General features: G+C 48.2%; 25 protein-coding genes. 15 read left to right on the top strand and 10 right to left on the bottom strand.

What is annotated here, in order from left to right:
- Positions 1–21: 21 nt before the first annotated feature.
- Entirely contained in the window at positions 22–483 is a 462-nt protein-coding gene (bufA2, locus tag OCU49_RS23295) for a BufA2 family periplasmic bufferin-type metallophore (RefSeq protein ID WP_261842904.1), read from the bottom strand.
- A 396-nt stretch (positions 484–879) separates the two neighbouring features.
- Positions 880–1,620 carry a TrmB family transcriptional regulator gene (locus OCU49_RS23290; RefSeq protein ID WP_261842903.1) on the bottom strand — a complete coding sequence of 247 codons (741 nt, stop codon included), beginning with the start codon at positions 1,618–1,620 and terminating at the stop codon, positions 880–882.
- A 154-nt stretch (positions 1,621–1,774) separates the two neighbouring features.
- Between OCU49_RS23290 and glmU the strand changes: the two genes are divergently transcribed.
- Both glmU and glmS read left to right on the top strand, forming a co-directional pair.
- Positions 1,775–3,157, top strand: coding sequence for a bifunctional UDP-N-acetylglucosamine diphosphorylase/glucosamine-1-phosphate N-acetyltransferase GlmU (gene glmU / locus OCU49_RS23285; protein ID WP_261842902.1), 1,383 nt, complete (start codon positions 1,775–1,777; stop codon positions 3,155–3,157).
- 26 nt (positions 3,158–3,183) lie between these two features.
- The gene (glmS, locus tag OCU49_RS23280; RefSeq protein ID WP_261842901.1) at positions 3,184–5,022 is read left to right on the top strand and encodes a glutamine--fructose-6-phosphate transaminase (isomerizing); all 1,839 of its coding nucleotides are present in this window, start codon (positions 3,184–3,186) and stop codon (positions 5,020–5,022) included.
- 76 nt (positions 5,023–5,098) lie between these two features.
- Here the strand turns inward: glmS and OCU49_RS23275 are convergent, their stop codons facing one another.
- The 5 genes from OCU49_RS23275 to OCU49_RS23255 all read right to left on the bottom strand — a co-directional run bounded on the left by OCU49_RS23275 (position 5,099) and on the right by OCU49_RS23255 (position 8,575).
- Positions 5,099–5,737, bottom strand: coding sequence for a MarC family protein (locus OCU49_RS23275; RefSeq protein WP_261842900.1), 639 nt, complete (start codon positions 5,735–5,737; stop codon positions 5,099–5,101).
- Between the two features lie 29 nt (positions 5,738–5,766).
- On the bottom strand, positions 5,767–6,903 hold the full coding sequence (locus OCU49_RS23270) for an Aq_097 family APC-type transporter (RefSeq protein WP_261842899.1): 1,137 nt from the start codon (positions 6,901–6,903) through the stop codon (positions 5,767–5,769).
- 14 nt (positions 6,904–6,917) lie between these two features.
- Entirely contained in the window at positions 6,918–7,304 is a 387-nt protein-coding gene (locus OCU49_RS23265; RefSeq protein ID WP_261842898.1) for a fluoride efflux transporter FluC, read from the bottom strand.
- Between the two features lie 56 nt (positions 7,305–7,360).
- On the bottom strand, positions 7,361–8,116 hold the full coding sequence (locus OCU49_RS23260) for a carbonic anhydrase (RefSeq protein WP_261842897.1): 756 nt from the start codon (positions 8,114–8,116) through the stop codon (positions 7,361–7,363).
- Positions 8,117–8,239: 123 nt separating this feature from the next.
- A complete protein-coding gene (locus OCU49_RS23255; RefSeq protein ID WP_261842896.1) occupies positions 8,240–8,575 on the bottom strand; it encodes an HdeA/HdeB family chaperone in 336 nt (111 codons plus the stop codon).
- Between the two features lie 118 nt (positions 8,576–8,693).
- Here OCU49_RS23255 and OCU49_RS23250 point away from each other — a divergent pair, with 118 nt between their 5' ends.
- From OCU49_RS23250 to OCU49_RS23230, 5 genes are all read left to right on the top strand, one after another.
- Positions 8,694–9,389 carry a Crp/Fnr family transcriptional regulator gene (locus OCU49_RS23250; RefSeq protein ID WP_261842895.1) on the top strand — a complete coding sequence of 232 codons (696 nt, stop codon included), beginning with the start codon at positions 8,694–8,696 and terminating at the stop codon, positions 9,387–9,389.
- A gap of 50 nt (positions 9,390–9,439) precedes the next feature.
- Positions 9,440–9,757, top strand: coding sequence for a hypothetical protein (locus OCU49_RS23245; protein ID WP_261842894.1), 318 nt, complete (start codon positions 9,440–9,442; stop codon positions 9,755–9,757).
- 223 nt (positions 9,758–9,980) lie between these two features.
- A complete protein-coding gene (locus OCU49_RS23240; protein ID WP_261842893.1) occupies positions 9,981–11,312 on the top strand; it encodes an MFS transporter in 1,332 nt (443 codons plus the stop codon).
- 157 nt (positions 11,313–11,469) lie between these two features.
- Positions 11,470–12,348, top strand: a complete 879-nt coding sequence (locus OCU49_RS23235; protein ID WP_261842892.1) for an AraC family transcriptional regulator — start codon at positions 11,470–11,472, stop codon at positions 12,346–12,348.
- A 321-nt stretch (positions 12,349–12,669) separates the two neighbouring features.
- Positions 12,670–13,860, top strand: coding sequence for a diaminopropionate ammonia-lyase (locus tag OCU49_RS23230; RefSeq protein ID WP_261842891.1), 1,191 nt, complete (start codon positions 12,670–12,672; stop codon positions 13,858–13,860).
- Positions 13,861–13,970: 110 nt separating this feature from the next.
- Here OCU49_RS23230 and OCU49_RS23225 read toward each other — a convergent pair whose 3' ends face one another.
- Positions 13,971–14,459 (bottom strand): Lrp/AsnC family transcriptional regulator, encoded by a 489-nt coding sequence (locus tag OCU49_RS23225; protein ID WP_261842890.1) that lies wholly within the window; start codon positions 14,457–14,459, stop codon positions 13,971–13,973.
- Positions 14,460–14,704: 245 nt separating this feature from the next.
- On the opposite strand from OCU49_RS23225, the gene OCU49_RS23220 reads away from it, so the two are divergent.
- The 8 genes from OCU49_RS23220 to OCU49_RS23185 all read left to right on the top strand — a co-directional run bounded on the left by OCU49_RS23220 (position 14,705) and on the right by OCU49_RS23185 (position 23,245).
- The gene (locus OCU49_RS23220) at positions 14,705–15,466 is read left to right on the top strand and encodes a maleate cis-trans isomerase family protein (RefSeq protein WP_261842889.1); all 762 of its coding nucleotides are present in this window, start codon (positions 14,705–14,707) and stop codon (positions 15,464–15,466) included.
- Between the two features lie 61 nt (positions 15,467–15,527).
- Entirely contained in the window at positions 15,528–16,688 is a 1,161-nt protein-coding gene (locus OCU49_RS23215) for a M20 aminoacylase family protein (RefSeq protein WP_261842888.1), read from the top strand.
- Between the two features lie 55 nt (positions 16,689–16,743).
- Positions 16,744–17,778 carry a TRAP transporter substrate-binding protein gene (locus OCU49_RS23210; protein ID WP_261842887.1) on the top strand — a complete coding sequence of 345 codons (1,035 nt, stop codon included), beginning with the start codon at positions 16,744–16,746 and terminating at the stop codon, positions 17,776–17,778.
- A 102-nt stretch (positions 17,779–17,880) separates the two neighbouring features.
- Positions 17,881–18,396 carry a TRAP transporter small permease gene (locus tag OCU49_RS23205; protein ID WP_261842886.1) on the top strand — a complete coding sequence of 172 codons (516 nt, stop codon included), beginning with the start codon at positions 17,881–17,883 and terminating at the stop codon, positions 18,394–18,396.
- 51 nt (positions 18,397–18,447) lie between these two features.
- On the top strand, positions 18,448–19,794 hold the full coding sequence (locus OCU49_RS23200) for a TRAP transporter large permease (RefSeq protein ID WP_261842885.1): 1,347 nt from the start codon (positions 18,448–18,450) through the stop codon (positions 19,792–19,794).
- 27 nt (positions 19,795–19,821) lie between these two features.
- Entirely contained in the window at positions 19,822–21,003 is a 1,182-nt protein-coding gene (locus OCU49_RS23195; RefSeq protein ID WP_261842884.1) for a M24 family metallopeptidase, read from the top strand.
- Between the two features lie 299 nt (positions 21,004–21,302).
- Positions 21,303–22,793: an FMN-binding glutamate synthase family protein gene (locus OCU49_RS23190; protein WP_261842883.1), complete on the top strand. Its 1,491-nt coding sequence runs from the start codon at positions 21,303–21,305 to the stop codon at positions 22,791–22,793.
- Between the two features lie 26 nt (positions 22,794–22,819).
- Positions 22,820–23,245 (top strand): GFA family protein, encoded by a 426-nt coding sequence (locus OCU49_RS23185; RefSeq protein WP_261842882.1) that lies wholly within the window; start codon positions 22,820–22,822, stop codon positions 23,243–23,245.
- 89 nt (positions 23,246–23,334) lie between these two features.
- Here the strand turns inward: OCU49_RS23185 and OCU49_RS23180 are convergent, their stop codons facing one another.
- Both OCU49_RS23180 and OCU49_RS23175 read right to left on the bottom strand, forming a co-directional pair.
- Positions 23,335–23,541 carry a PA3496 family putative envelope integrity protein gene (locus OCU49_RS23180; protein ID WP_261842881.1) on the bottom strand — a complete coding sequence of 69 codons (207 nt, stop codon included), beginning with the start codon at positions 23,539–23,541 and terminating at the stop codon, positions 23,335–23,337.
- A gap of 226 nt (positions 23,542–23,767) precedes the next feature.
- The gene (locus tag OCU49_RS23175; protein WP_261842880.1) at positions 23,768–24,649 is read right to left on the bottom strand and encodes a MurR/RpiR family transcriptional regulator; all 882 of its coding nucleotides are present in this window, start codon (positions 24,647–24,649) and stop codon (positions 23,768–23,770) included.
- Positions 24,650–24,783 lie beyond the last annotated feature (134 nt).

Genomic DNA, 24,783 nt, shown 5'->3' with positions numbered 1-24,783 from the left:
TTGTCCCCTGTGGGAAACTTCTTAGGAAGCTTTACCACCAACATCAGCACAGGCTTTAGCGCCCATTGCTACGAAACCAGTACCTTTACAAGAACCCTGACCTGCACATGCGTTGTTCGCACCGCCACAGTCGTTGTGACCCTTACAAACGTTAACACCGTTACAGTGAACTAAGTCAGCCTTAGCCACTTCACCACGCCAGTCGTCCTGAACCTTGCCACCGATGTCGGCACAAGCTTTAGAAGGCATACCTACGAAACCAGTACCTTTACAAGAACCCTGGCCAGCACATGCGTTGTTCGCACCGCCACAGTCGTTGTGACCTTTACATACGTTTACGCCTGCGCAATGTACCAGATCGGTAGTGTTTGCATCTGCGCTAGCAGTATCGTTAGTAGCAGCAGTTGCGGAACAGCCAGCCAGTGCAGCAGCCGCAAATGCAACAGAAGCGCCACTCAGCATAGGTTTGATATTTTTATTCATTTTTAAATCTCCTGACGGTAATAGACGCTTCTTGGATTCCAATTGAAGCGAGATATTGGAGTGCACACAGTGCCATATAAAATTAGTCCGCTTATATGAAACAAAACTGAAAACACGCACTCTAAGTGATTCTTTGTACAGCCAAATTTTTTCAAACAACGAAAATGAGTATAGCAGTCAGTCTAAATATGGCAGGTTAAATTATGCTGTAATTTCAGCTATAGCAGGGGTTGTAGAGCTATCGGTTCAGAGCGTTCCTGAATGCCTGTAGGGAAGTTTTAAGGTATAGAAATGAGCGAAAAATAATCTGTATTTTTTTATGTTTATATTGAGCCGAAGCTGAAAATCTCGCTTTTTTCAGGTTCAGACAAGGCTGAACCTGAAAATATTTTACGGTTATAACAGCCCCCATAAGGTCTGAAAAATGATTTGTTGCGCCGCTGCGACTTCTTTTGAATCGATCACAACGGCTGTTGGATAGTTATGCGATGCTAATGAAATGATCGCGCACTTAGGTGGATAGATAGCGATATAAGCAGCATCTACCGGGCCGTCAGTTTTAATCCATTTACGTTCGCTTAATTCGGCATCTTCACCGCCGTCACCGATGGCAATTACCTTCACTTCAATACCGCGCTGGATACGTTGCAAGGTAAAGTTTGGAAAAGGCCGGTAAAGATGTGCCCGGATAGGCTTGGATGAAAAAATCGAATATTGTTTGTTTTCCTGTGCAGAAACAGTGCTGAGAATGTCCCGTAATACCCATTCTATTCCGGCATCGCCTTCATAATAGCTGACGTTGGCAGCGTTAAAATCAGGCATCAGATGATGCATGTCAGGAATTACCCGGGTCTTCAGCTGATCAATGGCCTGATCCAGGTTACGTTGTTTATCCTGAGCCAGCTGCAACAGTACGTCAGGCTCCCGCGGGGAGAACAGACGTCGTTTACCCTTTGGCAGATAGCTAATGACACCTTTGCTTTGTAATGCTTTCAGGCATTCGTAAGTGGTGCCGCGGTTGATGCCGGATTTCTCAGCAATTACCCGAATTGAGCTGGGCCCCAGTGCTAACAGGGCCCGGTAAATTTTGACTTCCCGTTTGGAAAGGTCGAGCAGTTCGAAGATGTGATCATTCATAGCCGGTATTATCTGCCAGTTTATTTGTCATTTTTTTTGTGACAATTTGTATTGCATCTGTTTCTGTATCGCTTAAAGTGCAATCATTCATAAGGTTATGTCAATTGGAATTGACCTGGCCCAGTAAAAAAATTCTTTCAAGGATGCCTCTGTTTTGACAACCCTCAATACTATTATTCTTGCTGCCGGTCAGGGCAGCCGCATGAAGTCTTCATTACCTAAAGTTCTGCATAAGATTGCCGGCAAGCCGATGGTGCAGTGGGTAATAGATGCAGCGAACCAGTTACCTGCGAATAATGCCCATGTGGTGATTGGTCATGGTGCAGAGCATTTAAAAGCAGAACTGTCTGGTCAGGAACTGACATTTGCGGTTCAGGCTGAACAGTTAGGCACTGGCCATGCTGTGGCCCAGGCGATGCCAAATATTGCTGCGGATTCAGTGGCGCTGATTCTGTATGGCGATGTGCCGCTGACAAAAGCTGAAACAATGGCACGTCTGGTAGAAATTGCTGAGCAGGGTGATTTTGCCTTGCTGACGGTGAAGCTGGATGATCCGACAGGCTACGGCCGTATCGTACGTGATGAACAGGCCCGTGTGAGCGCGATTGTTGAACATAAAGATGCAAATCCGGATCAGTTGGAAATTACTGAAGTAAATACCGGTATTCTGGCAGTTGCAGCCAGCAAACTGCATGAATGGCTGCCTCAGTTATCTTCCGATAATGCGCAGGGCGAATATTATCTGACGGATGTAATCGCGATGGCAGCGGCCTCGGGTATGAATGTCAAAACTATCCAGCCAGACACTGAGCAGGAAGTACAGGGCATTAATAACCGCATGCAACAGGCTGAACTGGAGCGTTGGTATCAGTTACAGCAGTCCCGTGCGCTGATGGAGCAGGGGGTTACTCTGGCAGATCCGGCGCGCCTGGATGTGCGTGGTGAACTGACCGTTGGCACGGATGTCAGTCTGGATATCAACGTTGTGTTTAAAGGCAAGGTTATCCTGGGTAATAAGGTCACAATCGAGTCTGGCTGTGTCATTGAAGACTCAGTGATCGGCGATGGTTGCCATATTAAGGCGAACTCGATACTGGAGCAGGCTGAGCTGGCTGGTAATTCTGATATCGGGCCATTTGCCCGCCTGCGTCCTGGTAGCCGTTTGGCACTGGGTGCTAAAGTTGGCAACTTTGTTGAAACGAAGAAAGCCAACATTGGTGAAGGCAGTAAAGTAAATCACCTTAGTTATGTGGGTGATGCGGATGTTGGACCTGGTGCCAATATTGGTGCCGGTACCATTACCTGCAATTACGACGGTGTAAATAAATTTAAGACTGAGATTGGTGCCGGTGCCTTTATTGGCTCAAATACCGCGTTGGTAGCGCCGGTTAAAATCGGTGAAAACGCCACCGTAGGTGCCGGTTCAACAGTGAGTAAAAATGTAAATGATGCAGAGTTGGCGGTGACCCGTGCCCGTCAGACAAATATTAAAAACTGGCAGCGTCCGGTGGACCAGAAAGCCGCTAAAGACCAGTAATAACTGCATCAAAAGGAATAGATGATATGTGTGGAATCGTTGGCGCAATTGCCAGTCGAAATATAGCGGCTATCCTGCTGGAAGGCCTGAAACGTCTTGAGTACCGGGGGTATGATTCAGCCGGTATGGCAGTGTATAACGCAGCTGATGATAGCCTGGCGGCGCTGAAGCGCCTGGGTAAAGTTGCTGAACTGGATAATGCCTTGCAACAGCAGTCGCTGCCGGGAACTCTGGGTATCGCGCATACCCGTTGGGCCACTCATGGTAAGCCGGAACAGCGAAATGCGCACCCGCATTTATCCGGTGACCGCATTGCTATCGTGCATAACGGCATCATTGAAAATCATGCCGCATTACGTACAGAGCTACAGGCAGACGGCTATGAGTTTTTGTCGGACACTGATACTGAAGTTGTGACCCATCTGATTCACCGTGCTGTCAGCAAGGGCGATAACTTACTTGCTGCTGTTAAAAGCACGGTTAAACGTCTGCATGGCGCGTATGCACTGGCTGTTATTGATCAGCAACAGCCTGATCGTCTGATTGCTACCCGTATGGGCAGCCCGTTGGTGATTGGCGTTGGCGTGGAAGAAAACTTCATAGCCTCCGATCCGCTGGCACTGCTCCAGGTTACGGACCGTTTTATTTATCTGGAAGAAGGTGATCTGGCGGTTATCAGTCTGCATGAAATTGCAGTTGAAGATACTGATGGTCAGAACGTTGCCCGTGAAGTACAGCAGTTTGAGCATGGCCATGATGTTGCCGATAAAGGTGAATATCGTCATTACATGCTGAAAGAAATTTACGAACAGCCAAAGGTAATTGACGCTGTTCTGGAAGGCCGTATCAGTAAAGGTAAAGTGCTGGAACAGGTGTTCGGTGCTGATTCCAGCGAGCTATTTGATCAGGTTAAATGTATTCAGATCGTTGCCTGCGGTACCAGCTTTAATGCAGGTATGGTGGCGAAATACTGGATTGAACGGCATGCGGGAATTCCTTGCATGGTAGATGTAGCCAGTGAATTCCGTTATCGCCGCACGGTTTGTTTGCCGGGAACTCTGTTCCTGACTATTTCTCAGTCCGGTGAAACGGCAGATACGCTGGCCGCACTGCGGGATGCTAAAACACAGGGCTACCTGGCGTCGCTGGTCATCTGTAACGTACCTGGCAGCTCTTTAGTACGTGAGTCAGATTTGTGTCTGATGACCAATGCGGGGCCTGAAATTGGTGTGGCTTCAACTAAGGCTTTTACCAGTCAACTGGTTGCCCTGATGCTGACTACTCTTATTCTGGCGCGTCGTACTGGTTTTAGCGAAGCAGCTGAAGCGGATATGATCGAAAAGCTGGAAGGTTTGTCTGCATTGTGTGATGAAGTGCTGAAGATGGATGCGGATATTCAGCAGATGGCAGAGCGTTTCGTCGATAAAAACCATTCTCTGTTTCTGGGGCGCGGTACTATGTTTCCGGTAGCAGTAGAAGGTGCGCTGAAGCTAAAGGAAATCTCTTATATTCATGCTGAAGCCTATCCTGCCGGTGAGCTTAAGCATGGCCCGCTGGCACTGGTAGATGAAGATATGCCGATTGTTGCGGTTGCGCCAAATAACTCTTTGCTGGAAAAACTGCAGGCTAATCTGGAAGAAGTCCGCGCCCGTGGCGGCCAGTTATTCCTGTTTGCCGATAGCCGGATACAGATTGAAGATGGTGATGACAGCTGTTATCTGCTGACCCTTCCTGATGTTTGCAAAGACATGGCACCGATTGTGTATTCGATTCCATTACAATTGCTGTCTTATTACGTAGCAGTTCTGAAAGGTACTGATGTTGATCAGCCGCGAAATCTGGCGAAATCGGTGACGGTGGAATAAAGCTGTTAAGTGTATTTAGCAGTCATAAAAATGCCGGCTTATATAGCCGGCATTTTTGTTTTCAGATACTAATAATTTAGGTGAGCTTAAAGGCGCCCTGAATACCTTCAATCGCCATTTGCGTACCGATTACCGCGAGAATCAGACCCATCATACGGGTAACGACTTGCAGAGCGTTTTCACCAATGAAGCGAACTAATCTTTCACCTGAAACAAAGAAAACATAAGTAATAATGCAGAGTACAGCGAACATGCCGATGGTGGTGATTAATTCGGTTACACCGCCACCCGAAGCGAAGTTCATTGCTGTCGCTATAGTGCCCGGGCCTGCCAGAATGGGCATGGCTAATGGCGAGACGGCAACACCAAGTGCTGCTTCTTTGGCCTTTGACTCATCTTTACATTCATTAGGCTGCTGCACTTTAGACTGGTTGCCCTGCAGCATATGAAAGCCGATCAGAAATACCAGAATGCCACCGGTAATACGAAAAGCAGGCAGGCTCAGGCCAAACAGTTGGAAGATATATTTGCCTGCAACAGAAAAGACTGCAATTACGATGAAAGCAATTAACAACGAACGGAATGCAACCGCCCGGGTTGTCTTGGTGTCATCATTGCTGGTCAGCCCCAGAAAGACCGGAACATTGGCAATTGGATTCATGATGGCAAAAAAGCCCATGAAGACCGTAGCTGCGTGTAACACTATGTTTTCCATAAAACATTCTCTTATTAGATCTGGTGATTTTAACCAACGGGTACGGCAAAAATAACAATATAAAGCATGATTGCCGCGAGTATAAGGCTGGCTGCTTTTACCTGTGCTGATTCACTCGCTCGCCAGGCAACCAGGCATTGCAAGCCGTAATAGGCGGCAAAGGCTCTGGAGGCCAGCGCAAGAATTTCAAAGGTATCGGCGCTCCAGGTGAGCAGTAATGCAAAGCCAGCGATGAGCAGATAACTGACCGGCGCACTGATGCGCTTGGCAGAAATTTCATCCAGGTTGCCACTGGCAGCCAGCGTGTCTGCGACGGCGGCTGAAAACTGACTCAGTACTGCTGCGAAGATCACTGCGGCGGGAAGAAAACCGAATACCGATAAGCCTGCCAGAGTAATCAGGCTATGGTCGTCGAAGATGCCATTAAGTGAAGGAACCAGCGGCATTGCCAAGGATACAAACAGGATATAGATAATGCTGGATATAATTTGTGACTGTCGTGATGCCTGTATCCGTAAGTCTGCGGCATATTGCTGGCCCAGATAGCGTGGCGTTTCAAAACCCTGCACCACAATCAGGGTGCCGGCAATGATACTGCAGGTATACCATAGGTTTGAAAAATCGACCGTCGGCAGCTGTAAGTTGTTTTGTTGCCAGGCTTGAAAATCAAACAGCCCGAATCCTGCCAACACCAGCGCAATGAGCAGAAAGGTGACATAAAGTGCCCATTTTTCCATAAAGCCGAGCACCCCCAGGCCGCGCCATATACCTACACCTGCAATTAAGATAATCACCGCTGAGGTCAGCAGGTTGTTATATAAGGGAGTGTCCTGACCAATACCAGCGAGTACAAAAGAAGCGAGTATATGCAGGTAGAGGGTGATGGAAATGACGTAGGCGATAACAATACTGATATCCGCACTGCGCTCGATCACTTTGAGTACCTGGTCGGACCCTTCAGCGAGAAGCGGTTCAGCAACACGGATGTTGTGACGGATAATGCTACCCACCAGATAGGCCAGTAAACAGACCGCGGCCATTGCCACTGGCATGTAAGGTCCGGCACTCTGCGCTAGCACCGGCACTATGACCAGAAAACCACTGCCAAAAATTGACGCCAGCGGTGTTGCCAAAAGTTCGAAGGGAAGGCGAGAAAATAATTGCATGGTTGATTATCCGTTCAGGTCCATCGCCATAGGCTACCGAGGCTTTTACCCAGCTGCAACATACCAATACCTAGACCGATTTGAAGGTTAAAGTTCAGCCAGAATTTGAACCAGTCTCTAAGTATCAGGTGTTGATGGGTTTCGCCAATAAACGTGGAGAATGTCGAAAGAGAGCCAAGGAAGCCACTGACAAATGCCAGCTTTAGCAATGGAGATATAAAGCTTTTTTCTGTACCGCTGCCAAGATAAAAACCAAGCAGTAAGCAGGCGGCCATGTTTGCCAGAAGCGTCCCGATAATCAGCTGCTCATTGAAATGGTTGAACTTAATGCTTAGCCACCAGCGCAGTAATGCTCCCAGGGTTGCACCGGAAGCGAGACTGAAGAGCATAGCTGGATTCATGAGAGTGACCGGTATAGGTTCACCGCCGGTTTTTAAGTCCGGCGGTGAGGGTGTAGTTATTTGAGAATCTGACGGGCGTTTAGCGGCTGAACTGGACGATTGTTAGGTCCACTTAGCATGCCCTGAAAACTGCTCAGTTGTTGCTGAGACAGTGTCATAGGTTGTTTCATTACCAACCAGCGGACACCTTCAGTACAGGGGGGCGTGGTAAGGGAGCCGTTGTAGCGGAAGTAATCCTTTGGTGCCGGTAGCAAACCTGTGGCATTAACCGCGGCTTCCATTTCACTGATTTCACCGGCGGTGAGTGGCTGTTGCCAAATTTGTGATAAGACTGGATTGGTTGCGCCGACTTCAAACATTACCGCGACAACTGCCAGATTGCCGTTTTTATCGCTGTGTACCAGGTGGGCTTCCATTGGGAAGTCCTGACCGTTAAGCGTGTTCTCACTGGGACTGTGAAAGTGGAACTGGCGCAGTGTATAGCTATTACCGTTCAAGGTTAACTGGCTGCCGGGCATGTAATCAGCTTCGACGGTATGACCGTTGTTGAAGACTTTCTCTGCACCTGGCTGATAGTTGAATGTAAGTGCAGGGAGATCAGTTTCTAAACTGTTTTGCAGATTAACCGGTGACTGATTTTTACCATTGCCACAGGCTTGATAAGCGTTGTCCAACACTGCCCACTGGTCTGGTCCGCGTTCTTTACCATAATCCCACTGTACAGCCTCACTGGCCAGGACAGGCGTGCTTAACAGGCCTGCACTACAAAGACTGATACTGCATATTTGCAGGGATTTTCTGAAAGCTGTCATGGAATACCTTTTAATAGCTAGGTGCCTGTCAGAACGCACTCGGGGTGAAGAGGTTCCGGATACGAATTCCCCTGTATCCGGGGATCGCGCCTGACAGGCAAACGGGGTTAGACGTTTTGTTGATTAAGCTTCGTCGTCAAACTGGTCGATGACATCGCTGACAACAATCGTCGGATTTGCGTAGCAGTAGTTGTAGACTTGCTCGACAGGTACAGAGGTAAAGTCTTCTTCGGTTATTTCTTCAACCGGCACATCGCCGGAATCGGAGAAGCCTTCTATGTAGTAAACGGCAGTTGGAACATTTTCATATTCCAGGTCAACCAGTTGTTCACAGGTATAAGTATCAACAATACTTACGGTTTCTTCTTCGCCGGCCATTACTACAGTTGCACCGGTGCTGAGCAAAACAGCAGTCAGTGGGGCAGCAAAACTTTTCAGGTTCATCACAATCTCACTCATTCCATATAGCGTTTTACATTGGATAGCATCAGTTTGTATTCACATTCTGATGCCTGAGGCGCTATCCTAGGCTGGCGTTATTCAGCAATCTGTTAGATAGCTAACACGGAGAAATAAATTGAGTCACTGGCATCTGGAATCACTCAACTGGCTGGACCGTTTATCGGCAGAGGATCAGGAAGCCTTGCGTTGTGCATCAAGAGTGTTGGAATTTTCCCCGCGAGAGATGGTATTCACACCGAACCTGGAAGCGGACGCTGTGTATTTGCTTGAGCAGGGGCTGGTGAGAATTTTCAGAACCTCTTCGAATGGCGGCGAGTTTACCTTTGGTTTTATTAAGCCGGGGGAGATCTTTGGCGAGTTGGCAGTGCTGGGAGAACGTCAGCGGCGTAGCTTTGCGGAAGTAGTTGAGGCCGGGTTAGTTCTGAAAGTATCCAGAGATGTCTTTCTGGAAGTGATGCACCGTTCCGGCGAATTCAGCCTGGAAGTTAGTCAGCAGGTTGAAAAGCGCTCAGACCGGGCCAGATTTAGTATTGAAGATTTAGTCTTTAAAGATGCCCGCAGCCGTCTGGCACGTAAATTATTAGAGCTGGATGATAAAAACCGTGCCGCGGCAGCGAGCAATGCTGCAGCGGTAAATTTGCTGAAGCTGACCCACGCAGATTTAGCTAAACTGACAGGTATGTCCCGGCCAACGGCGAGTATCGCCCTTGGTGAGCTGGAAGATGACAGTCTGGTTGAGCAGCATGCCGGGGTCTTTGAAATCATGAACCGTGATGCATTACAGCAGATTGCCTGTAAAGATTTGCGCTGACTGATCCGGCAACTTGCCTCCAACGTAGACACTGTCAAAAGGAGGCTATTATGCAATTATCCGAATTTACCCGTCTGGCGCATGCCGGTGCTATTACTAATCTGAGGTTTATTGAGTCCGGTTGCAGCCCTATGGTAATTGAGTGTCAGTATGAATATCCCGGTGATGATAATCACGTACCTATGAAAGGTTTGCTGGAGAACTCTCATGGTGACGCACTGACCTGTAAAAACATTACTCAGGCCTATGATATTTGTCGTAAAGCAGGTTTACATAAGGCTGAACTGGTACAGATTATTCCCCACGATGAAGCCTGTGCAGGCTTTACACTGAGTGCCGAACAGCAGGCAATACCCTTAGTTTTCTGAAGAGTAAGCCGTCTATAGCGAACTGCTGATAAGTGTCGCTAACGGGCGGCTTTTGTCTCTCGTTAATGCTGTTTCAGAATGTCTATGAAGGGGAGTAGATAGCCGCGAAAAGACCGGCCCGGAAAGGCAAGCATCTTATTAAAAAGTACTGGTTAAACCAGAATGGCTGAGCCAGAATAGCCCGGTCAAAGGATGATTTTGCACCGACAAAACTGAGGCCATCATGGGCGAGTTACTGAAGCGGGTTTCTGCATTACTGTTGAGTCACGGCTGCTTGCTGATTGGCAACGGTTTGTTCATGACGCTGCTGAGCTTGCGTAGTAATCTGGAAGGTTTTTCCACCGAGCTGACCGGTATCATCATGAGTGGCTACTTTGTCGGGCTGTTCTTTGGTGCGCGGTATACCGGTTATCTGGTTGACCGGGTGGGGTATATTCGTACCTTCAGTGTATTTGCTTCCATCATTTCTATTATTCCGCTGGCGCACATGCTCTGGACCGATCCGGTATTCTGGTTCGGTTTACGACTCGTATCAGGCTTTGCGATGGCCGGCTTACTGATGGTCACCGAAAGCTGGCTAAATGCCGGTGTCAGCAATCAGCACCGGGGTGGCTTACTGGCGATCTACATGATCGTTAACTATCTGGGAGCCGGCGGTGCTCAGCTATTTTTGCTATTACAGGATCCCAGTGGTTATCAGCTGTTTGTGATGGCTTCAATTTGTTTTTCGTTTTGTTTGGTGCCTGTAGCGCTGACCCGCACTGCGGAACCTCAGCCGGATCCCCCTGAACCACTGAAAATCATGCCGACTTTGCGTACTACCCCTGTAGGTTTTTTGGGGGCTGCCTGTGCCGGATTTCTTAGTGCCTCGTTTAATACCATGGGGCCTTTGTTTGCCTTACAGGTTGACTTAAGCTCGCAGCAAATCTCCTGGTTTATGGCGTTAGGGATTTGTGGGGGCCTGGTGCTGCAGACGCCAATCGGGAAACTCTCTGACCGTATTGAGCGGCGCAAAGTAATAGCTGTTGTTGCCGGGCTGGTGGTACTGATCTGCGGGGCCATTGCTGCGCAGGTACAGTTTTACCTGCGGCCGGAGCTATTGCTGGCGAGCAGCTTTTTATATGGCAGCTTGGCGTTTACGATTTACTCACTGGCGGCGGCACACGCGAATGACTGGGCCAAGCCTGAAAGGCGTATGCAAACAGCCGGTGCTCTGATGGTGGGGTACAGCATAGGCGCGATTGCAGGTCCGTTGTTAAGCAGTAATGGCATCAGCTGGTTTGGGCCTCAGGGCCTGTTTATCTTTATGGCAATTGCTGCGGGTTTGCTGTCTTTGTTTACCCTGGGCAGAGTATCTGCACAGCATTATCAGCGTAAACGTGCCAAGCCACAGTTTGTTCCACGCCCTGGATCTTACTATACCTCCGGTGAGCTTTATCGGGCGGTACAGGCTGAGTCTCAGCCGGTTGAAATAGCCGCTGAAGATCTCGTCGCAGAATCTGAAGAAGATACGTCTGCGGGGGTAAAACCAACACCCCCGGACCGTTTTGAGTAGCTTTGTGCTTTTATTTTTTTCTATAGATGCGCATTGATTCGTCCTGTTGTGCTAAAACCGCAAGAATTGCAAAACCGGGTGGTGCTAGATTGAGCCGGTCGCTGAAAGACAGTTAAAGCTGCATCCTGCAGCCAGCGGTTAATGAGGATATGCGTAGATGAACCAACGCCGGGATGAGCTGTATCAACAACGCTTTGCCAAAGTGTTTGACTATATTTATGCGCATTTAGATGAGCCGCTGGATTTATATCAGTTGGCAGATGTTGCCTGTTTGTCGCCGTATCACTGGCATCGGCTGTATCAGAGTGTGTATGGCGAAACCATGGCTGTTACGGTGAAACGGTTACGTTTGCACCGGGCTGCGGGCGAGCTGGTAAATTCTGATCAAACGATGGAACAGATAGTTGCTGGCTCAGGTTATGCGGGCTTATCTTCATTTAATCGTGCTTTCAGCGAGGTGTATGGTATGCCTCCGGCCCGTTACCGGCAGGACGGCAGCCATACGGCTTTTGCTGCGGCTTCACAGGCTGTGGCAGGTATCGTAATGGAGACCGATACAATGAATATGCACGATGTAACTATTACTCAACAGCCAACAGTTGTACTCACGGGTCTGCAACATCACGGATCGTATATGAATATAGGTAACGCCTTTGAGAAGCTGTTTGGCTGGTTTTTTATGCAACATGCTGAGCGGATGCCGGTACGGATGCTGGGGATTTACTTTGATGATCCTTCCAGTGTGAACGAAGCGGATTTACGTTCTATGGCTTGCCTGAGTGGCTTGGAAGATGTGGCGTTGCCGGCAGGCTTCTCCCGTCAGACTCTGGTTGCCGGCGACTATGCGGTACTGCGTCATAAAGGGCCTTATTCGAATATGGCCAGTGCATATCAGTGGTTATATGGCGTCTGGCTACCCCAGTCAGGTCGCTTACCGGCGGATCAGCCATGCTTTGAAGAGTATCTGAATAACCCCCGGGATGTTGCTCCTACAGAGTTGTTAACGGATATTTTTGTACCCTTACAGCCAGCATAAATGACTTTTTCCACTCGCTGCCGGTGTTTCTGTAGTACCGGTAGCCTTTTCTGTCTTAATGAGGTTTCACCTCACTAATCTAAGTATTGCGCTGAAATCCTTCTCTTTGTGGATTAAATGATAGGAATCTCCGCACTGTTGTTCCGTAAACTTTTCATAATCATTTCCCCGTACCGGTTTTTACATAAATTGGATTTGGTGAGCGGGTGAATTTGTCATCCGGTACAACCGGTAAATATAAGATCAGCAGTGACGTCCTGAATATAATGCTATTGGCTGTGTCATTCAGGAAGCTACTGCAACAAAAAGGCAGCGACGATTATGTTACAACTCAACGGTACCCTGAGCCATTTTGCTAACCCGGCCGCCAGCAGCGAAAACGTTTATTCTGCAGAGCAGCGCGATGTGATCAGCGTTGCCCGCGCTGAAGAAGCAATTGCAGACATTAAAACCTGGCCTGCTTATGCAGAAACGCCACTGCATTCTCTGAGTGCTATGGCCGCGGCTATCGGTGTTGAGTCTGTCTGGTATAAAGATGAGTCACAGCGTTTTGGTTTGAAAAGCTTCAAAGCGTTGGGCGGTGCTTATGCGGTTGCCCGTCAGTTACAGAACGTACTGGAAGCACGCTTAGGCAAACGCCCAAGCATCAGTGATTTGCTGGGTGGCCACTTAAAAGAAGAGTTGGCAGAAATTGTTGTGAGCTGCGCAACAGACGGTAACCACGGGCGTTCAGTTGCCTGGGGTTCGCAGATGTTTGGTTGTGGTTGTGTGATTTACATTCACCGCGATGTATCTGAAGGCCGTAAACAGGCAATGGAAGCATTCGGTGCTGAAGTGATCCGTATTACCGGTAACTATGATGAGTCTGTACGTCAGGCTGACAGCGATGCTAAAGCGAATGACCGGATTATCGTGTCTGATACTAGCTATGAAGGCTACATGGAAATTCCTAAGGACGTAGCACTGGGCTATACAGTGATGCTGTCTGAAATCGTTGAGCAGCTGAAGGGTGATATTCCTACCCATGTATTTGTACAGGGTGGTGTAGGTGGTCTGGCGTCAGCTGTTGCTGGTTATTTCTGGGATTTGTGGGGCGAGCGTCGTCCACGTTTCATCATTGTTGAGCCAGAGCAGGCTAATTGTTTGCAGCTGAGTGCAGAAGCAGGTGAGCCAGTTGTGGTTGATGGTGATCTGGATACGTTGATGGCCGGTCTGGCTTGCGGTGAAGTGTCTGCACTGGGTTGGCAGATTCTGTGTAACGGTGCTGATGACTTCATGACACTGAGTGAAGAAGCCGTTGCAGAAACTATGCGTATGCTGGCAAAAGGCTATGAGACTGATCCGGCAATTGAAGCGGGTGAGTCTGCGGTACCAGGTTTGGCGACAGCAATTATTGCACGTCAGCAGGCAGATATGGCTGAGGCAACAGGGCTGAATGCACAGAGTAAGGTACTGGTGATCGGTACTGAAGGTGCGACAGATCCAGAGTTGTATCAGCAGTTAGTAGGCTAAGTTTTTAGCAGGCTGGAAGGCAGTAGAAGTCTTTTATCAGCTTGCCTTATGAAGCACTCAAAAGCCCGGATACCTTAGGTATCCGGGCTTTTTTATGTGTCTTAAACGGCTTATTCTTCGAGCATTGGTACGGATAGCCCGGTTTTAACGGCATCCATCACAACATTGGTCTGAAAGTTACGGATGTTGTGGTTGTCGAAAAAGACTTCCCGGGTAAAGGCTTCGTAATCTTCCATATCCACGGCGGTGATGACTAATATGAAGTCGGCGCTGCCAGTGACGTAATAGCACTGCTGAACCGCAGGATTTACCTTCATCTCTTTCTTAAATGCATCCAGTAAATCAGCCCGTTCCCGTTCAAGAGTCACCTGAACCAGCAGTGTTACACCGCGACCAACTGCCTTCGGGTTAATGACTGCAATGTCTGCTTTGATGATGTTTTGCTCACGCATTCGCTTCATGCGTCTTTGAACTGCAGCAGGTGAAAGGCCGACCTGTTCGGCTATCTGATCAGAAGTGGTGCGGTTGGATATCTGAATAATCTCCAGAATTTTACGATCGAAACTGTCTATGTTGCTGGCCAGGGCTGTTTTGGTCATATCGTGTTTCCGCTTACTTTGCGTTCTACCTAAGGATACAGACTCCAGCGGGGAAGCGAAAACTATGGAATCAGGAAAGTGGTGAATTTCAGCAATATTTGGAAGATTTTGCGGTGAAGCCTCATTGAAATACTGCTATTACAGGAAATTATGCAGCCTGGAGCCGTAATATGGATGTATAGCCTGAACAATAAAAATAACCCGGATTTAGGTGTAACAGTCTGATCCGAAGCTGCGGTAACAAGATGCTTAAATCGACCAGGGTAAATCCCCGTCTGCCATTGGAAACTCTTTCGCCCGCCGGGCGCATTGGGGTTATTTCTTTGGCAACGGACTTCAACATTGAAGCGGACTTACAGCGAATGTATCCGCAGGATGTTGGCTTTTTTACGACCCGGGTACGTAATGTTAATCCGCTGACGATTGAAAATTTGCGCACTATGGCGCCAGGTATCAGTGCTGCAGCCGATCAGATTCTGCCGGGTACTGAGCTGGATGCCATTATCTATGCCTGCACCTCCGGTACGGTTGCTATCGGGGTCGACAAAATTACTCAGCTAATACATGAAACCCGTCCGGGTGTGCCGGTGACCAATCCGGTTACTGCCGCGCTGGCGGCTTTCGAATGCTTTTCTGCTAAACGCATTTCTATTCTCACTCCCTATACCGAAGCGGTAAATGCTGAAGTTGCAGCCTTCTTCAGTGATCAGGGTTGTGACGTGCTGAATATCGCAGGGTTTGGTTTTGAAGACGATACCGCGATGACCTATATCACACCTCAGGATATTGCCGATGCCGCGATTGAAAACTGTGACCCTGATGCTGATCTGATGTTTATTTCCTGTACCGCACTGCGTGCTTCTCTGGTGTTGGAAACCGTTGAGCAGGCGTTGGGTATTCCTGTTGTCAGCAGTAATCAGGCGCTGGCCTGGCACAGTCTGAAGCTGGCTGGCTATGACGCAGGCGTCCCCGGATTTGGACGCTTACTGGGCGAGCATCTGAAGTAAGAATTTGCTGAGAATCTTTAGTTTTTTACTGTAATACGTTTTTGTTTTTGGAGTTTTTAACATGTCTTTAGATCAGAACCTGATTTCCCGGATGACCGAATGGCGTCAGCATATGCATCGCTTTCCGGAGTGTGGATTTGATCTGCCATTAACCGCAGATTTCATTGCCGAAAAGCTGGCAGGGTTTGGCATTGAAGTGACCCGTAATGTCGGGCAACAGGGCATTGTTGGTGTGTTGAAGTGCGGTGACGGCTCCGCCAGCATTGGCCTGCGGGCGGATATGGATGCGCTGTTCATTCATGAAGAAAATCAGTTCTCGCACCGTTCCCAGCATGATGGCCAGATGCACGCCTGTGGGCATGATGGTCATTCGGCAATGCTGCTGGGCGCTGCCTGCTATCTGGCAGAGCACCGTAATTTTAACGGCACCGTACATTTTATTTTCCAGCCGGATGAAGAGCATGGCCGTGGTGCGCAGGCAATGATTGATGATGGCCTGTTTGAACGCTTTCAGATTGATGAAGTATACGGTCTGCACAATATGCCGGGCTTGCCAGAAGGCAGCTTTACCGTTCGTCCTGGTTCGTTAATGGCCAGCGAAAGCAGCTTTGAAATTGTGATTGACGGTGTGGGTGGCCATGCGGCGATGCCACACCGTGGAGTTGATCCGATTGTGGTTGGTTCGCAAGTGATTCTGGGCTTACAGACGATTGTGTCCCGTAACCTTAGTGCGATTGAAGAAACCGCAGTGGTGTCTGCCACTGAGTTTGTGACCAATGGCACGGTCAACGTTATACCTTCACAGGTGGTGATTAAAGGCGATTGCCGCTGCTTTACAGAAGATACTTTGAAACGTATTGAACAGAGCATGGAACGTATCGTTGCCGGTATCTGCCAGGCGGCAGGTGCCAGTTATAAATTCGAACTGATCAATACCTTTTACCCCACCGTAAATAATCCTGAACAGACTCAGTACGCTATTCAGGCGGCCCGCACCGTTCTGGGCACTGAGAATGTAGAAACAGATTGTTTACCCCTAACTATTTCAGAAGATTTTTCCAGCATGCTTCGGGTGAAGCCCGGCTGTTACGCGCTGATGGGCAATGGCGTGGAGTCAGTGGGTGGCTGTGCGCTGCACAACCCAGAGTACGATTTTAATGACCGTATTCTTGGCGATGGCGCGCAGTACTGGATCCAGCTGGTGAATGACCGTTTGAAATAACTCTTTCTTCCAAACCTTTACCTTAACTCTAAGAATAAAATTTGAGGATATAAGCATGAAAAAATTATTAACGGCTCTATTGGCGCTGGGCATCAGCTTTGGTGTAAGTGCAGAAACCTGGAAATTCGCGTCTGAAGAAGACAAGAAAGACGTTCAGGATATCTTCGCACAAACGTTTGCTGACACGATTAAAAAAGAATCTGACGGCGATATCCGCGTTAAGGTTTATTACTATGGCCAGCTGGGTACCGAAAACGATATCGTAGAGCTGACAGCTAAAGGCACTGTGCAGTTTGTATCTGTAGGTACTGGCCACCTGGGTTCTTATGTACCTGAAGTACAGGCGATCAGCGTACCGTACGTAATGGGTACTGATACTGATGTAGTACGTAAAGTACTGACGGGCAGCAAGACTATTTATAACGACTTGGCAGACCGTTTTGAAAACGTAAACCTGAAGCTGTTAACCATGATTTCTGAAGGTGAAATGGTATGGGGTGCTAACAAAGCAATCCGTAGCCCTGAAGATTTTGCTGGTCAGAAAATCCGTACTTTCACTTCTACTATTCCAGTTGAAACCTACAAGACTTTCGGTGCTACACCAACACCACTGTCCTGGGGTGAAGTATACGGTTCGCTGCAGTTGAAAACAGTTGATGGCATGGTTAACCCTATCTACTTCATCTACAACGCTAAATGGCATGAAGTTCAGGATTACCTGATGTTCCCTGGCCAGCAGCCTTACGTAGGTACTGTATCTACTAACAGCGAGTGGTTTAACGGTCTGTCTGCTGAGAAGCAGGAAATGGTTCACACAGCGATTGCTGCTGCTGAACAGGCTGCACATGATTACCAGCTGAAGATCAACCAGGAAAACATGGATAAGATCCTGGCTGAACGTCCTGACATCAAAGTTGTAACTCTTACAGCGGAAGAACGTAGCCGCTTCAAAGATCTGAGTACTTCTCTGCACGAGACTTACTACAACGTTGTTGAAAACGCGTATGACGATGCGGATAAAGCTTCTGCCCGTGACGGTGCGAAGAAAATTCTGCAAAACCTGATTCAGGAAGTGAAAGACGCTTCTTAATCGGTCGTTCTTCAGCCCGCCGGAGTGCAAAGTATTCCGGCGGGATGCGTTTAAAGATGTGCCCGGGAAGGGAAGGCCGGACAGTTGCAAGGGTGTGTGCTTATGAAAAAGATATTTCATAATGTCAGTATTCTGACTGAGTCGATAGAGAAGTGGGTTGTCAGTGGAGCAATTCTGCTGATGATGGCTAACTCTGTCTCTAATGCTATTGGACGATATTTTTTTGGTAAGAGCCTGTTCTTTGCTGAAGAGCTAAATCAGTTTCTGATTGTTGCTATTACCTTTATTGGCTTTGCGTATGCGGTCCGTAAAGGCCGGAATATTCGCATGACGGCGCTTTATGATTCGCTGGGCTTTAAAGCCAAAAAAGCGCTCATCATTCTCATTTCTATCGTTACCGCTTCGCTGATGTTCTATCTGGCTTACAAAGCGGTGTTTTATGTGCAGGATCTTAAGGATATCAATCGCTTAAGCCCGGCCCTGCAATTTCCTGTTTATATCATTTATTCGGTAATTCCTTTGGGACTGAGTATTGCAGGCATTCAGTATCTGATCGCCTTCTTTATGAATCTGACCCATGCAGAGATCTATCTGTCGCACGAAGTGATGGATAACTGATCACTGCCGTTTCTGAATTTAAGCGCTGAATATGTAGAGCTGGTGAATGATATGAGTGGGATTTTTGAGTTTTTATCTGATGTGATAGCCGGTGAGCTGGACATCTATGTAGTTACCTTTGCGCTGGTGTCGGCAATGGTAATCCTGTTATTTCTGAGTTTCCCGATGGTTGTGCCGCTGGCAGTGGGTGCATTGATTGGTTTGGTACACTTTTCCGGTATAGATACCGGCGTAATTATTCAGCAAATGGTGACTGGTATATCACCGAATGCGTTGATTGCTGTACCGATGTTTATTCTGGCTGCAGACATTATGACCCGTGGCCATACGGCCCATAACCTGTTGGGGCTGATTGAAGCTTTTGTTGGCCATCGCCGTGGTGGTTTACCTATTACTACCTGTATCAGCTGTACGCTGTTCGGTTCAGTATCCGGTTCTACGCAGGCAACGGTAGTGTCGGTTGGTCAGATTATGCGACCGAAACTGCTGCAGGCTGGCTACAAAGACAGCTTTGTTATGGCCCTGATCATTAATGCCAGCGACATAGCGTTTTTAATTCCACCCAGTATTGGTTTGATCCTTTACGGCACCCTGGCTAATACCAGTGTCGGTGAGTTGTTTATTGCCGGTATTGGTCCTGGCATTGTGCTGGCGATACTGTTCTCAACGTATTGTTACGCATACAGCGTGTATCACGCTGATACTATCGCTCTGGTCGAAAAGACCAGCTGGAGTGAAAAGTTTCAGTCTATTAAGAAAGCATTATTACCCCTGGGTTTTCCGGCGCTGATTGTTGGCGGCATTTATTCCGGAGCTGTCACGCCTACTGAAGCGGCGTCCTTCTCTGTGTTGTATGCGATCATCGTTGAGTGCTTTATATACCGGGAGCTTGACCACCGGGATGTTATTGATGCTGCACTGAGCACTGGTCTGATCACTGCGGTAGTATTTATTCTGGTAGGCATGGGGCAGGCTTTCTCCTGGTACATTTCTTTTGAACAGATTCCTCAGGAGCTGTTGGCACCGCTGAATCTGGAAGATGCGTCTAAAGAGTATGTGCTCTTTGTCATTGCTCTGGCGTTTTTTGTCGGCTGTATGTTCGTCGATTCACTGGTAGTTCTGGTTATTCTGACGCCGATTTTTGTGCCAATTATTGGTGATGTTGGATTAGACCCGGTTTTAGTCGGTGTCATGATCACACTGCAAATGGCGATTGGTTCAGCGACACCACCTTTTGGCTGTGACATTTTTACCGCAATTGCTATTTTTAATAAGCCTTATCTGGAAGTGATTCGCGGTACTTTGCCGTTTATTTTGATTTTGTTTTTTATGTCTGCTTTGCTGATATTTTTCCCGGAAATTGCGCTGTTACTGCGTGATCTGGCATTTGGCGACTGATTTAGTCGGTATTTTGAGAAGACTTTTATGACCAATACTTTGATTGCACCACCACGCGGCTTTGAGCGTAGTGAGTTTGAAAACCGTACTGCCAAGCTGCAACAGTTAATGAATGAGCAAGGTGTTGATGCGGTATTTTTATCCACGGAACCTGAGTTTCGTTATTTCAGTGGTTTTAAATCACAGTTTTGGGAAAGTCCGACGCGACCATGGTTTCTGGTTGTTCCGGCTGAAGGTTTACCTATCGCGGTTGTACCTGAAATCGGCGTGGCAGGTTTTGATGATACCTGGGTGGAAGATGTACGTAGCTGGCCGGCACCACGTCCGGAAGACGATGGTATCAGTCAGCTGGCAGGTGCATTAGCTGATGTATCTAAGCGGTCCATGAAGATTGGTGCGATGCTTGGACCGGAAACCCACCTGCGCATGCCTGCGGCAAACTTTAAGATGCTCCAGGACATGCTCAGCCAGCATGAAATGGTTGATGTTGCGAAGCTGGTTCGGGAAGTTCGCAGCGTTAAGTCTCCGGCGGAGATCGCTAAAACCCGTTTTGCCTGCGAAGTCACAGCGGCAGGTTTTGATTATCTGTACGCTAACCTGAGAGCGGGTATGACTGAGCGGGAAGCCTGCAAGGCCATGCATATCGAAATGTTGCGTCTGGGTGCGGATGCCTGCCCGTATCTGATATCTGCATCTGGTCAGGGGGGCTATGACAATATCATTATGGGACCAACAGACCGCTTGCTGGAACGTGGTGATGTACTGATCATCGATACCGGCGCCAATTTCGACGGGTATTTCAGCGATTACGATCGTAACTTTGCGTTTGGTCAGGTTGATCAGGATACGCATATGGCATACGAAGCGGTTTATGAGTCGACGGAAGCCGGTTTGCGTACAGCTGCTCCGGGGAGAACCACCGGTGATGTCTGGAAGGCAATGTGGAGTGTTCTGGAAGGAGCCGGTGCGCTGGGCAATGATGTTGGCCGTATGGGCCATGGCTTAGGTATGCAGCTGACAGAGTGGCCATCAAATGTTGAGGGCGGAGATGTCGAACTCAAAGAAGGCATGATTCTGACGCTGGAGCCGGGTATGACCTTTGCGCCGGGTAAAATGATGGTGCACGAAGAGAATATTCTGATTACGGCTGATGGCTGTGAAATGTTACATAAACGTGCCTGGCCAACCTTACCGGTCATTGATCGCTAAGCGGAACGGCAAAACAAGAATGGCTCTGTAATACAGGGCCATTTTTTTGTCTGTAGGATTTTTAGCGTCAGCCATTGCTGTTAGTCATGAAAGTGGGAAAGTATGTTTAAGACCGCAGTAATATTTGGGGTTTAGCAGCGATTTTCAGCTTGGTTTCGGAAAGGTAGAAGACAATGGTTTACACAGCTTGAGAGGCATAAGTGGCTGATAAGCCTTGTGATAGAGCGCTCAAGTGGGTAAAAAAGAGTAAGGTAAAAAATAAAACGCCAGTTAGAAAAATAATAAGGTGAGGACTTTCTATGCTTGATCCGATAAGTAGTTTTGCGATCAACTTTGTCGCAATCCTGGGTGGTATCCTGTTATTTATTTTTATCGCGGGTTTAATTGCTTGTGTGGTTATTTATCAGATTGATAAACATCAGACGACCCAGACAATCCGCCGTAACTACCCTCTGTTTGGCCGTTTTCGTTATGTTTTTGAGCATTTAGGTGAGTTTTTCAGGCAGTATTTCTTTGCCCAGGACCGGGAAGAAATGCCGTTTAACCGTGCTCAGCGTAGCTGGGTGTATCGTGCGGCTAAGAATGTTGAGGATACCATCGCCTTCGGCTCAACCCGTGATCTGCGTATTCCCGGTACTTATTATTTCCTGAATTGTCCTTTCCCAACGCTGACAGAAGATGCGGTGACGACCCGGTCATTGCGGATAGGGCCTCATTGTACGACGCCTTATGATGCCAAATCATTTTTCAACATTTCCGGTATGAGCTTTGGTGCGCTATCTAAACCAGCGGTACTGGCACTTGCCAATGGTGCCCGCGAGGCAGGTTGCTGGATGAATACCGGCGAGGGCGGTATTTCGCCTTACCATTTAGAAGGTGGCTGTGACATCGTTTGCCAGATTGGTACTGCAAAGTACGGTGTACGGGATCTGGACGGTCGTTTGAGTGATGAAAAGCTCCGCGAAAAGGCGGCGGTTGAACAGGTCCGAATGTTTGAAATAAAGCTGAGTCAGGGGGCCAAGCCCGGTAAAGGCGGTATGTTACCTGCTGAAAAGGTCAGCGCTGAAATTGCAGCTATTCGTGGTATTCCTGAAGGGGAAGCGTCAATCAGTCCTAACCGCCATCCGGACATTGCATCTATTGATGACTTACTGGATATGGTCAATCATATCCGCGAAGTAACCGGTAAACCGGTTGGTTTTAAGCTGGTATTAGGTTCCACTACTTGGCTGGATGAGTTCTGTGATGCGGTAATTACCAGAGGTGTAGAGCAAGCTCCTGACTTTATTACGATCGACAGCAGTGACGGTGGTACCGGTGCGGCACCTATGCCATTGATGGACAGTGTTGGCTTACCACTAAAAGAAAGCTTACCTTTGCTGGTTAACAAACTGGTGATGCATGGTTTGCGTGAACGGATTCGGATTGTCGCCTCGGGTAAGTGTATAAATCCGACAGATGTTGGCGCAGCGCTATGTCTGGGGGCGGATTTTGTTGTCGGTGCCCGTGGATTTATGTTTGCGCTGGGCTGTATTCAGGCCCTGCAATGTAATAAGAACAGTTGCCCAACCGGGATTACCACCCATAATAAAGACCTGCAACGCGGGCTGGTGCCGACAGATAAGGCGGTACGGGTGCGTAATTATCATGACAATCTGGTTCATCAGGTGGCAATGATCGCACATTCTTGTGGGGTATCAGAGCCACGGGAATTAAAGCGCGAACATGCTGCTGTCGTACTGGAAGGTGGCCGCTCGGTGCCGTTAAATATTCTCTATCCTGAAAACTGAACCCGTCAGCGAACAGGGAGATAGGTATGTCGAAGTTAACTGATCAGCACGGCAGTTGTTTATGCGGTGAGCTAACCGTGAAAGTTGCCCAGCTGGATGCTCAGGTAGGCGTGTGTCACTGCGGTATGTGCCGGAAATGGGGTGGTGGCCCGTTACTGGCTGTCGATTGTGGTACTGATGTTGAGGTAAAAGGCGACAGTCTGGCTACTTTTGCGTCGTCTGAGTGGGCGGAGCGGGGATTCTGCCAGCGATGCGGTACACATTTGTTCTGGCGGATGCGTCAAACCGGTCAGTATATTATGCCGGCGGGATTATTTGCAGAGACCGAAGGGTTAGTGCTGGATCATCAGATCTTTATCGATAAGAAGCCTGATTATTATGGCTTTTCGAATGACACTAAGTGCATGACTGAAGCTGAAGTTATTGCAATGTTTGCTCCAGAGAGTAACTAATTGGCTTTATCATATGAGAGAGCAGCCCCGCAGTAACGGGGCTGTGATTTTTTGAGCGCGCAGTATACAGCGGCTTAAAACTGACCTGGTTACAAATCGTCAAACCAGTGTTCGTCGTCTATTTCACCGACTAATATTTTTTGTTCGCGGTGATGTTCGATTGCGCGACGCGCAAGAAGTGATTTTTTACTGGCGACTTTCTGTCGCTCCTGTTGCTCTTCTTCTTCAATACCTACCATCAGGTCGAAGATTTCCGTTTGCAGTTCGTTCAGATCCTGACTCTTACGTATCTGCATAGCACTCGCTCCTATACTCTTTTTCTAAGCAACCCAGCCCTCTGGTGTGATTGTATAGATCAGGTACCAGAGAAAGGTTTGCTGACATGCACGGCAATAGTTTAATACGATTATTGTACAGTTTTCAAACACCAGTTCTCAGGCGTACTGAAAGCCGGTGCTCATTAGCTTCCGGCAGGTTAGCAAGGTGAAGTGAAAGTATTATGACGCGCAGATGGCTGTACAGTTACAGTCCGGGCTTTCGAATAGGCAGGCGTTTATCATTCTGACGCAGGCTTTTCAGGCTGCGTTTGATAGTCTTAAGATGATCCAGTAAGCCAGGGCCAAGTTTCATGGCAACGCCCACCGCGAGTACATCAATAACAACCAGGTGAACTACCCGCGAAGACATCAGTGTGCTGAGGTCTTTGTCTTCTTCAAGATCAATATGGATAGAAATGTTGGCCAGTGCCGACAGCGGAGTATTGCTTGGACAGAGCGAGATAACTGTCGCGCCAGCGGCTTTTACCAGCTTGATTGCATGCAACAAGTCTTTCGTACGGCCTGTCTGGGAAATAGCGATAACCACATCATCGGTGCTCAGTGTGGTCGCAGAGATCATCTGCATATGCGGATCGGAATAAGCAGATGATGAGATTTTCAGACGATGAAATTTATGCTGAGCATCATCGCATACCGGCGCGGATGCACCGAAACCATAAAGTTCTACCCGGCCAGCCTTGGCAATCGCATTGATGGCTGATTCCAGCGTGTCAGAGTCCAGTTCTTCACGGACCCGCATCATGTTGCCGACCGTTGAATCAAAAATCTTTTGCTTAAATTCGCTAACAGTATCTTTGCTGTTCAGGGAGAACTGCTCGAAATTGGCGTTGCTGGCCAGCCCCTGCGCAAGTGTCAGCTTAAAGTCCTGAAAGCCGTCATAGTTTAAGGCACGGCAAAAACGTACAACGGTGGGCTCACTGACATTCGCTTCTGAAGCCAGGTCGACGATGCGCATATGGATAACCTCTGAAGGGTTCTCTAGTACGTAATCAGCAACTTTCTGTTCTGATTTACGCAGATTGCTTTTGGCATCAGCGATCGATTTTAAAAGATTCAGAGACTGCAACGTCCGACCTCGTCAGGATGATGGGTGTTCAGGGAGTATATCAATAAAAACGTAATTCTATAATCTATCGGTGAAAAACCCCAGAAGGTCTGCTCGTACTTTGGTTACTGATTGAAATTGCAGCAAATATGGCT

The sequence above is a fragment of the Aliamphritea ceti genome, from assembly GCF_024347215.1.
In the GTDB taxonomy this organism is placed as follows: domain Bacteria; phylum Pseudomonadota; class Gammaproteobacteria; order Pseudomonadales; family Balneatricaceae; genus Amphritea; species Amphritea ceti.
Note: the sequence above shows the minus strand (reverse complement) of the source record. Positions and strands in the feature narration are given on the sequence as shown.

Excerpts from the sequence above, each read along its gene's own strand:
- OCU49_RS23190 (WP_261842883.1), top strand. The coding sequence starts at position 21,303 with ATGCTTGATCCGATAAGTAGTTTTGCGATCAACTTTGTCGCAATCCTG.
- OCU49_RS23275 (WP_261842900.1), bottom strand. The coding sequence starts at position 5,737 with ATGGAAAACATAGTGTTACACGCAGCTACGGTCTTCATGGGCTTTTTT.
- OCU49_RS23265 (WP_261842898.1), bottom strand. The coding sequence starts at position 7,304 with ATGAATCCAGCTATGCTCTTCAGTCTCGCTTCCGGTGCAACCCTGGGA.
- OCU49_RS23230 (WP_261842891.1), top strand. The coding sequence starts at position 12,670 with ATGTTACAACTCAACGGTACCCTGAGCCATTTTGCTAACCCGGCCGCC.
- OCU49_RS23225 (WP_261842890.1), bottom strand. The coding sequence starts at position 14,459 with ATGACCAAAACAGCCCTGGCCAGCAACATAGACAGTTTCGATCGTAAA.
- OCU49_RS23270 (WP_261842899.1), bottom strand. The coding sequence starts at position 6,903 with ATGCAATTATTTTCTCGCCTTCCCTTCGAACTTTTGGCAACACCGCTG.
- OCU49_RS23180 (WP_261842881.1), bottom strand. The coding sequence starts at position 23,541 with ATGCAGATACGTAAGAGTCAGGATCTGAACGAACTGCAAACGGAAATC.
- OCU49_RS23290 (WP_261842903.1), bottom strand. The coding sequence starts at position 1,620 with ATGAATGATCACATCTTCGAACTGCTCGACCTTTCCAAACGGGAAGTC.
- OCU49_RS23210 (WP_261842887.1), top strand. The coding sequence starts at position 16,744 with ATGAAAAAATTATTAACGGCTCTATTGGCGCTGGGCATCAGCTTTGGT.
- bufA2 (WP_261842904.1), bottom strand. The coding sequence starts at position 483 with ATGAATAAAAATATCAAACCTATGCTGAGTGGCGCTTCTGTTGCATTT.
- glmS (WP_261842901.1), top strand. The coding sequence starts at position 3,184 with ATGTGTGGAATCGTTGGCGCAATTGCCAGTCGAAATATAGCGGCTATC.
- OCU49_RS23195 (WP_261842884.1), top strand. The coding sequence starts at position 19,822 with ATGACCAATACTTTGATTGCACCACCACGCGGCTTTGAGCGTAGTGAG.
- OCU49_RS23245 (WP_261842894.1), top strand. The coding sequence starts at position 9,440 with ATGCAATTATCCGAATTTACCCGTCTGGCGCATGCCGGTGCTATTACT.
- OCU49_RS23200 (WP_261842885.1), top strand. The coding sequence starts at position 18,448 with ATGAGTGGGATTTTTGAGTTTTTATCTGATGTGATAGCCGGTGAGCTG.
- OCU49_RS23240 (WP_261842893.1), top strand. The coding sequence starts at position 9,981 with ATGGGCGAGTTACTGAAGCGGGTTTCTGCATTACTGTTGAGTCACGGC.
- OCU49_RS23255 (WP_261842896.1), bottom strand. The coding sequence starts at position 8,575 with ATGAGTGAGATTGTGATGAACCTGAAAAGTTTTGCTGCCCCACTGACT.
- OCU49_RS23215 (WP_261842888.1), top strand. The coding sequence starts at position 15,528 with ATGTCTTTAGATCAGAACCTGATTTCCCGGATGACCGAATGGCGTCAG.
- OCU49_RS23220 (WP_261842889.1), top strand. The coding sequence starts at position 14,705 with ATGCTTAAATCGACCAGGGTAAATCCCCGTCTGCCATTGGAAACTCTT.
- OCU49_RS23235 (WP_261842892.1), top strand. The coding sequence starts at position 11,470 with ATGAACCAACGCCGGGATGAGCTGTATCAACAACGCTTTGCCAAAGTG.
- OCU49_RS23205 (WP_261842886.1), top strand. The coding sequence starts at position 17,881 with ATGAAAAAGATATTTCATAATGTCAGTATTCTGACTGAGTCGATAGAG.
- OCU49_RS23185 (WP_261842882.1), top strand. The coding sequence starts at position 22,820 with ATGTCGAAGTTAACTGATCAGCACGGCAGTTGTTTATGCGGTGAGCTA.
- OCU49_RS23260 (WP_261842897.1), bottom strand. The coding sequence starts at position 8,116 with ATGACAGCTTTCAGAAAATCCCTGCAAATATGCAGTATCAGTCTTTGT.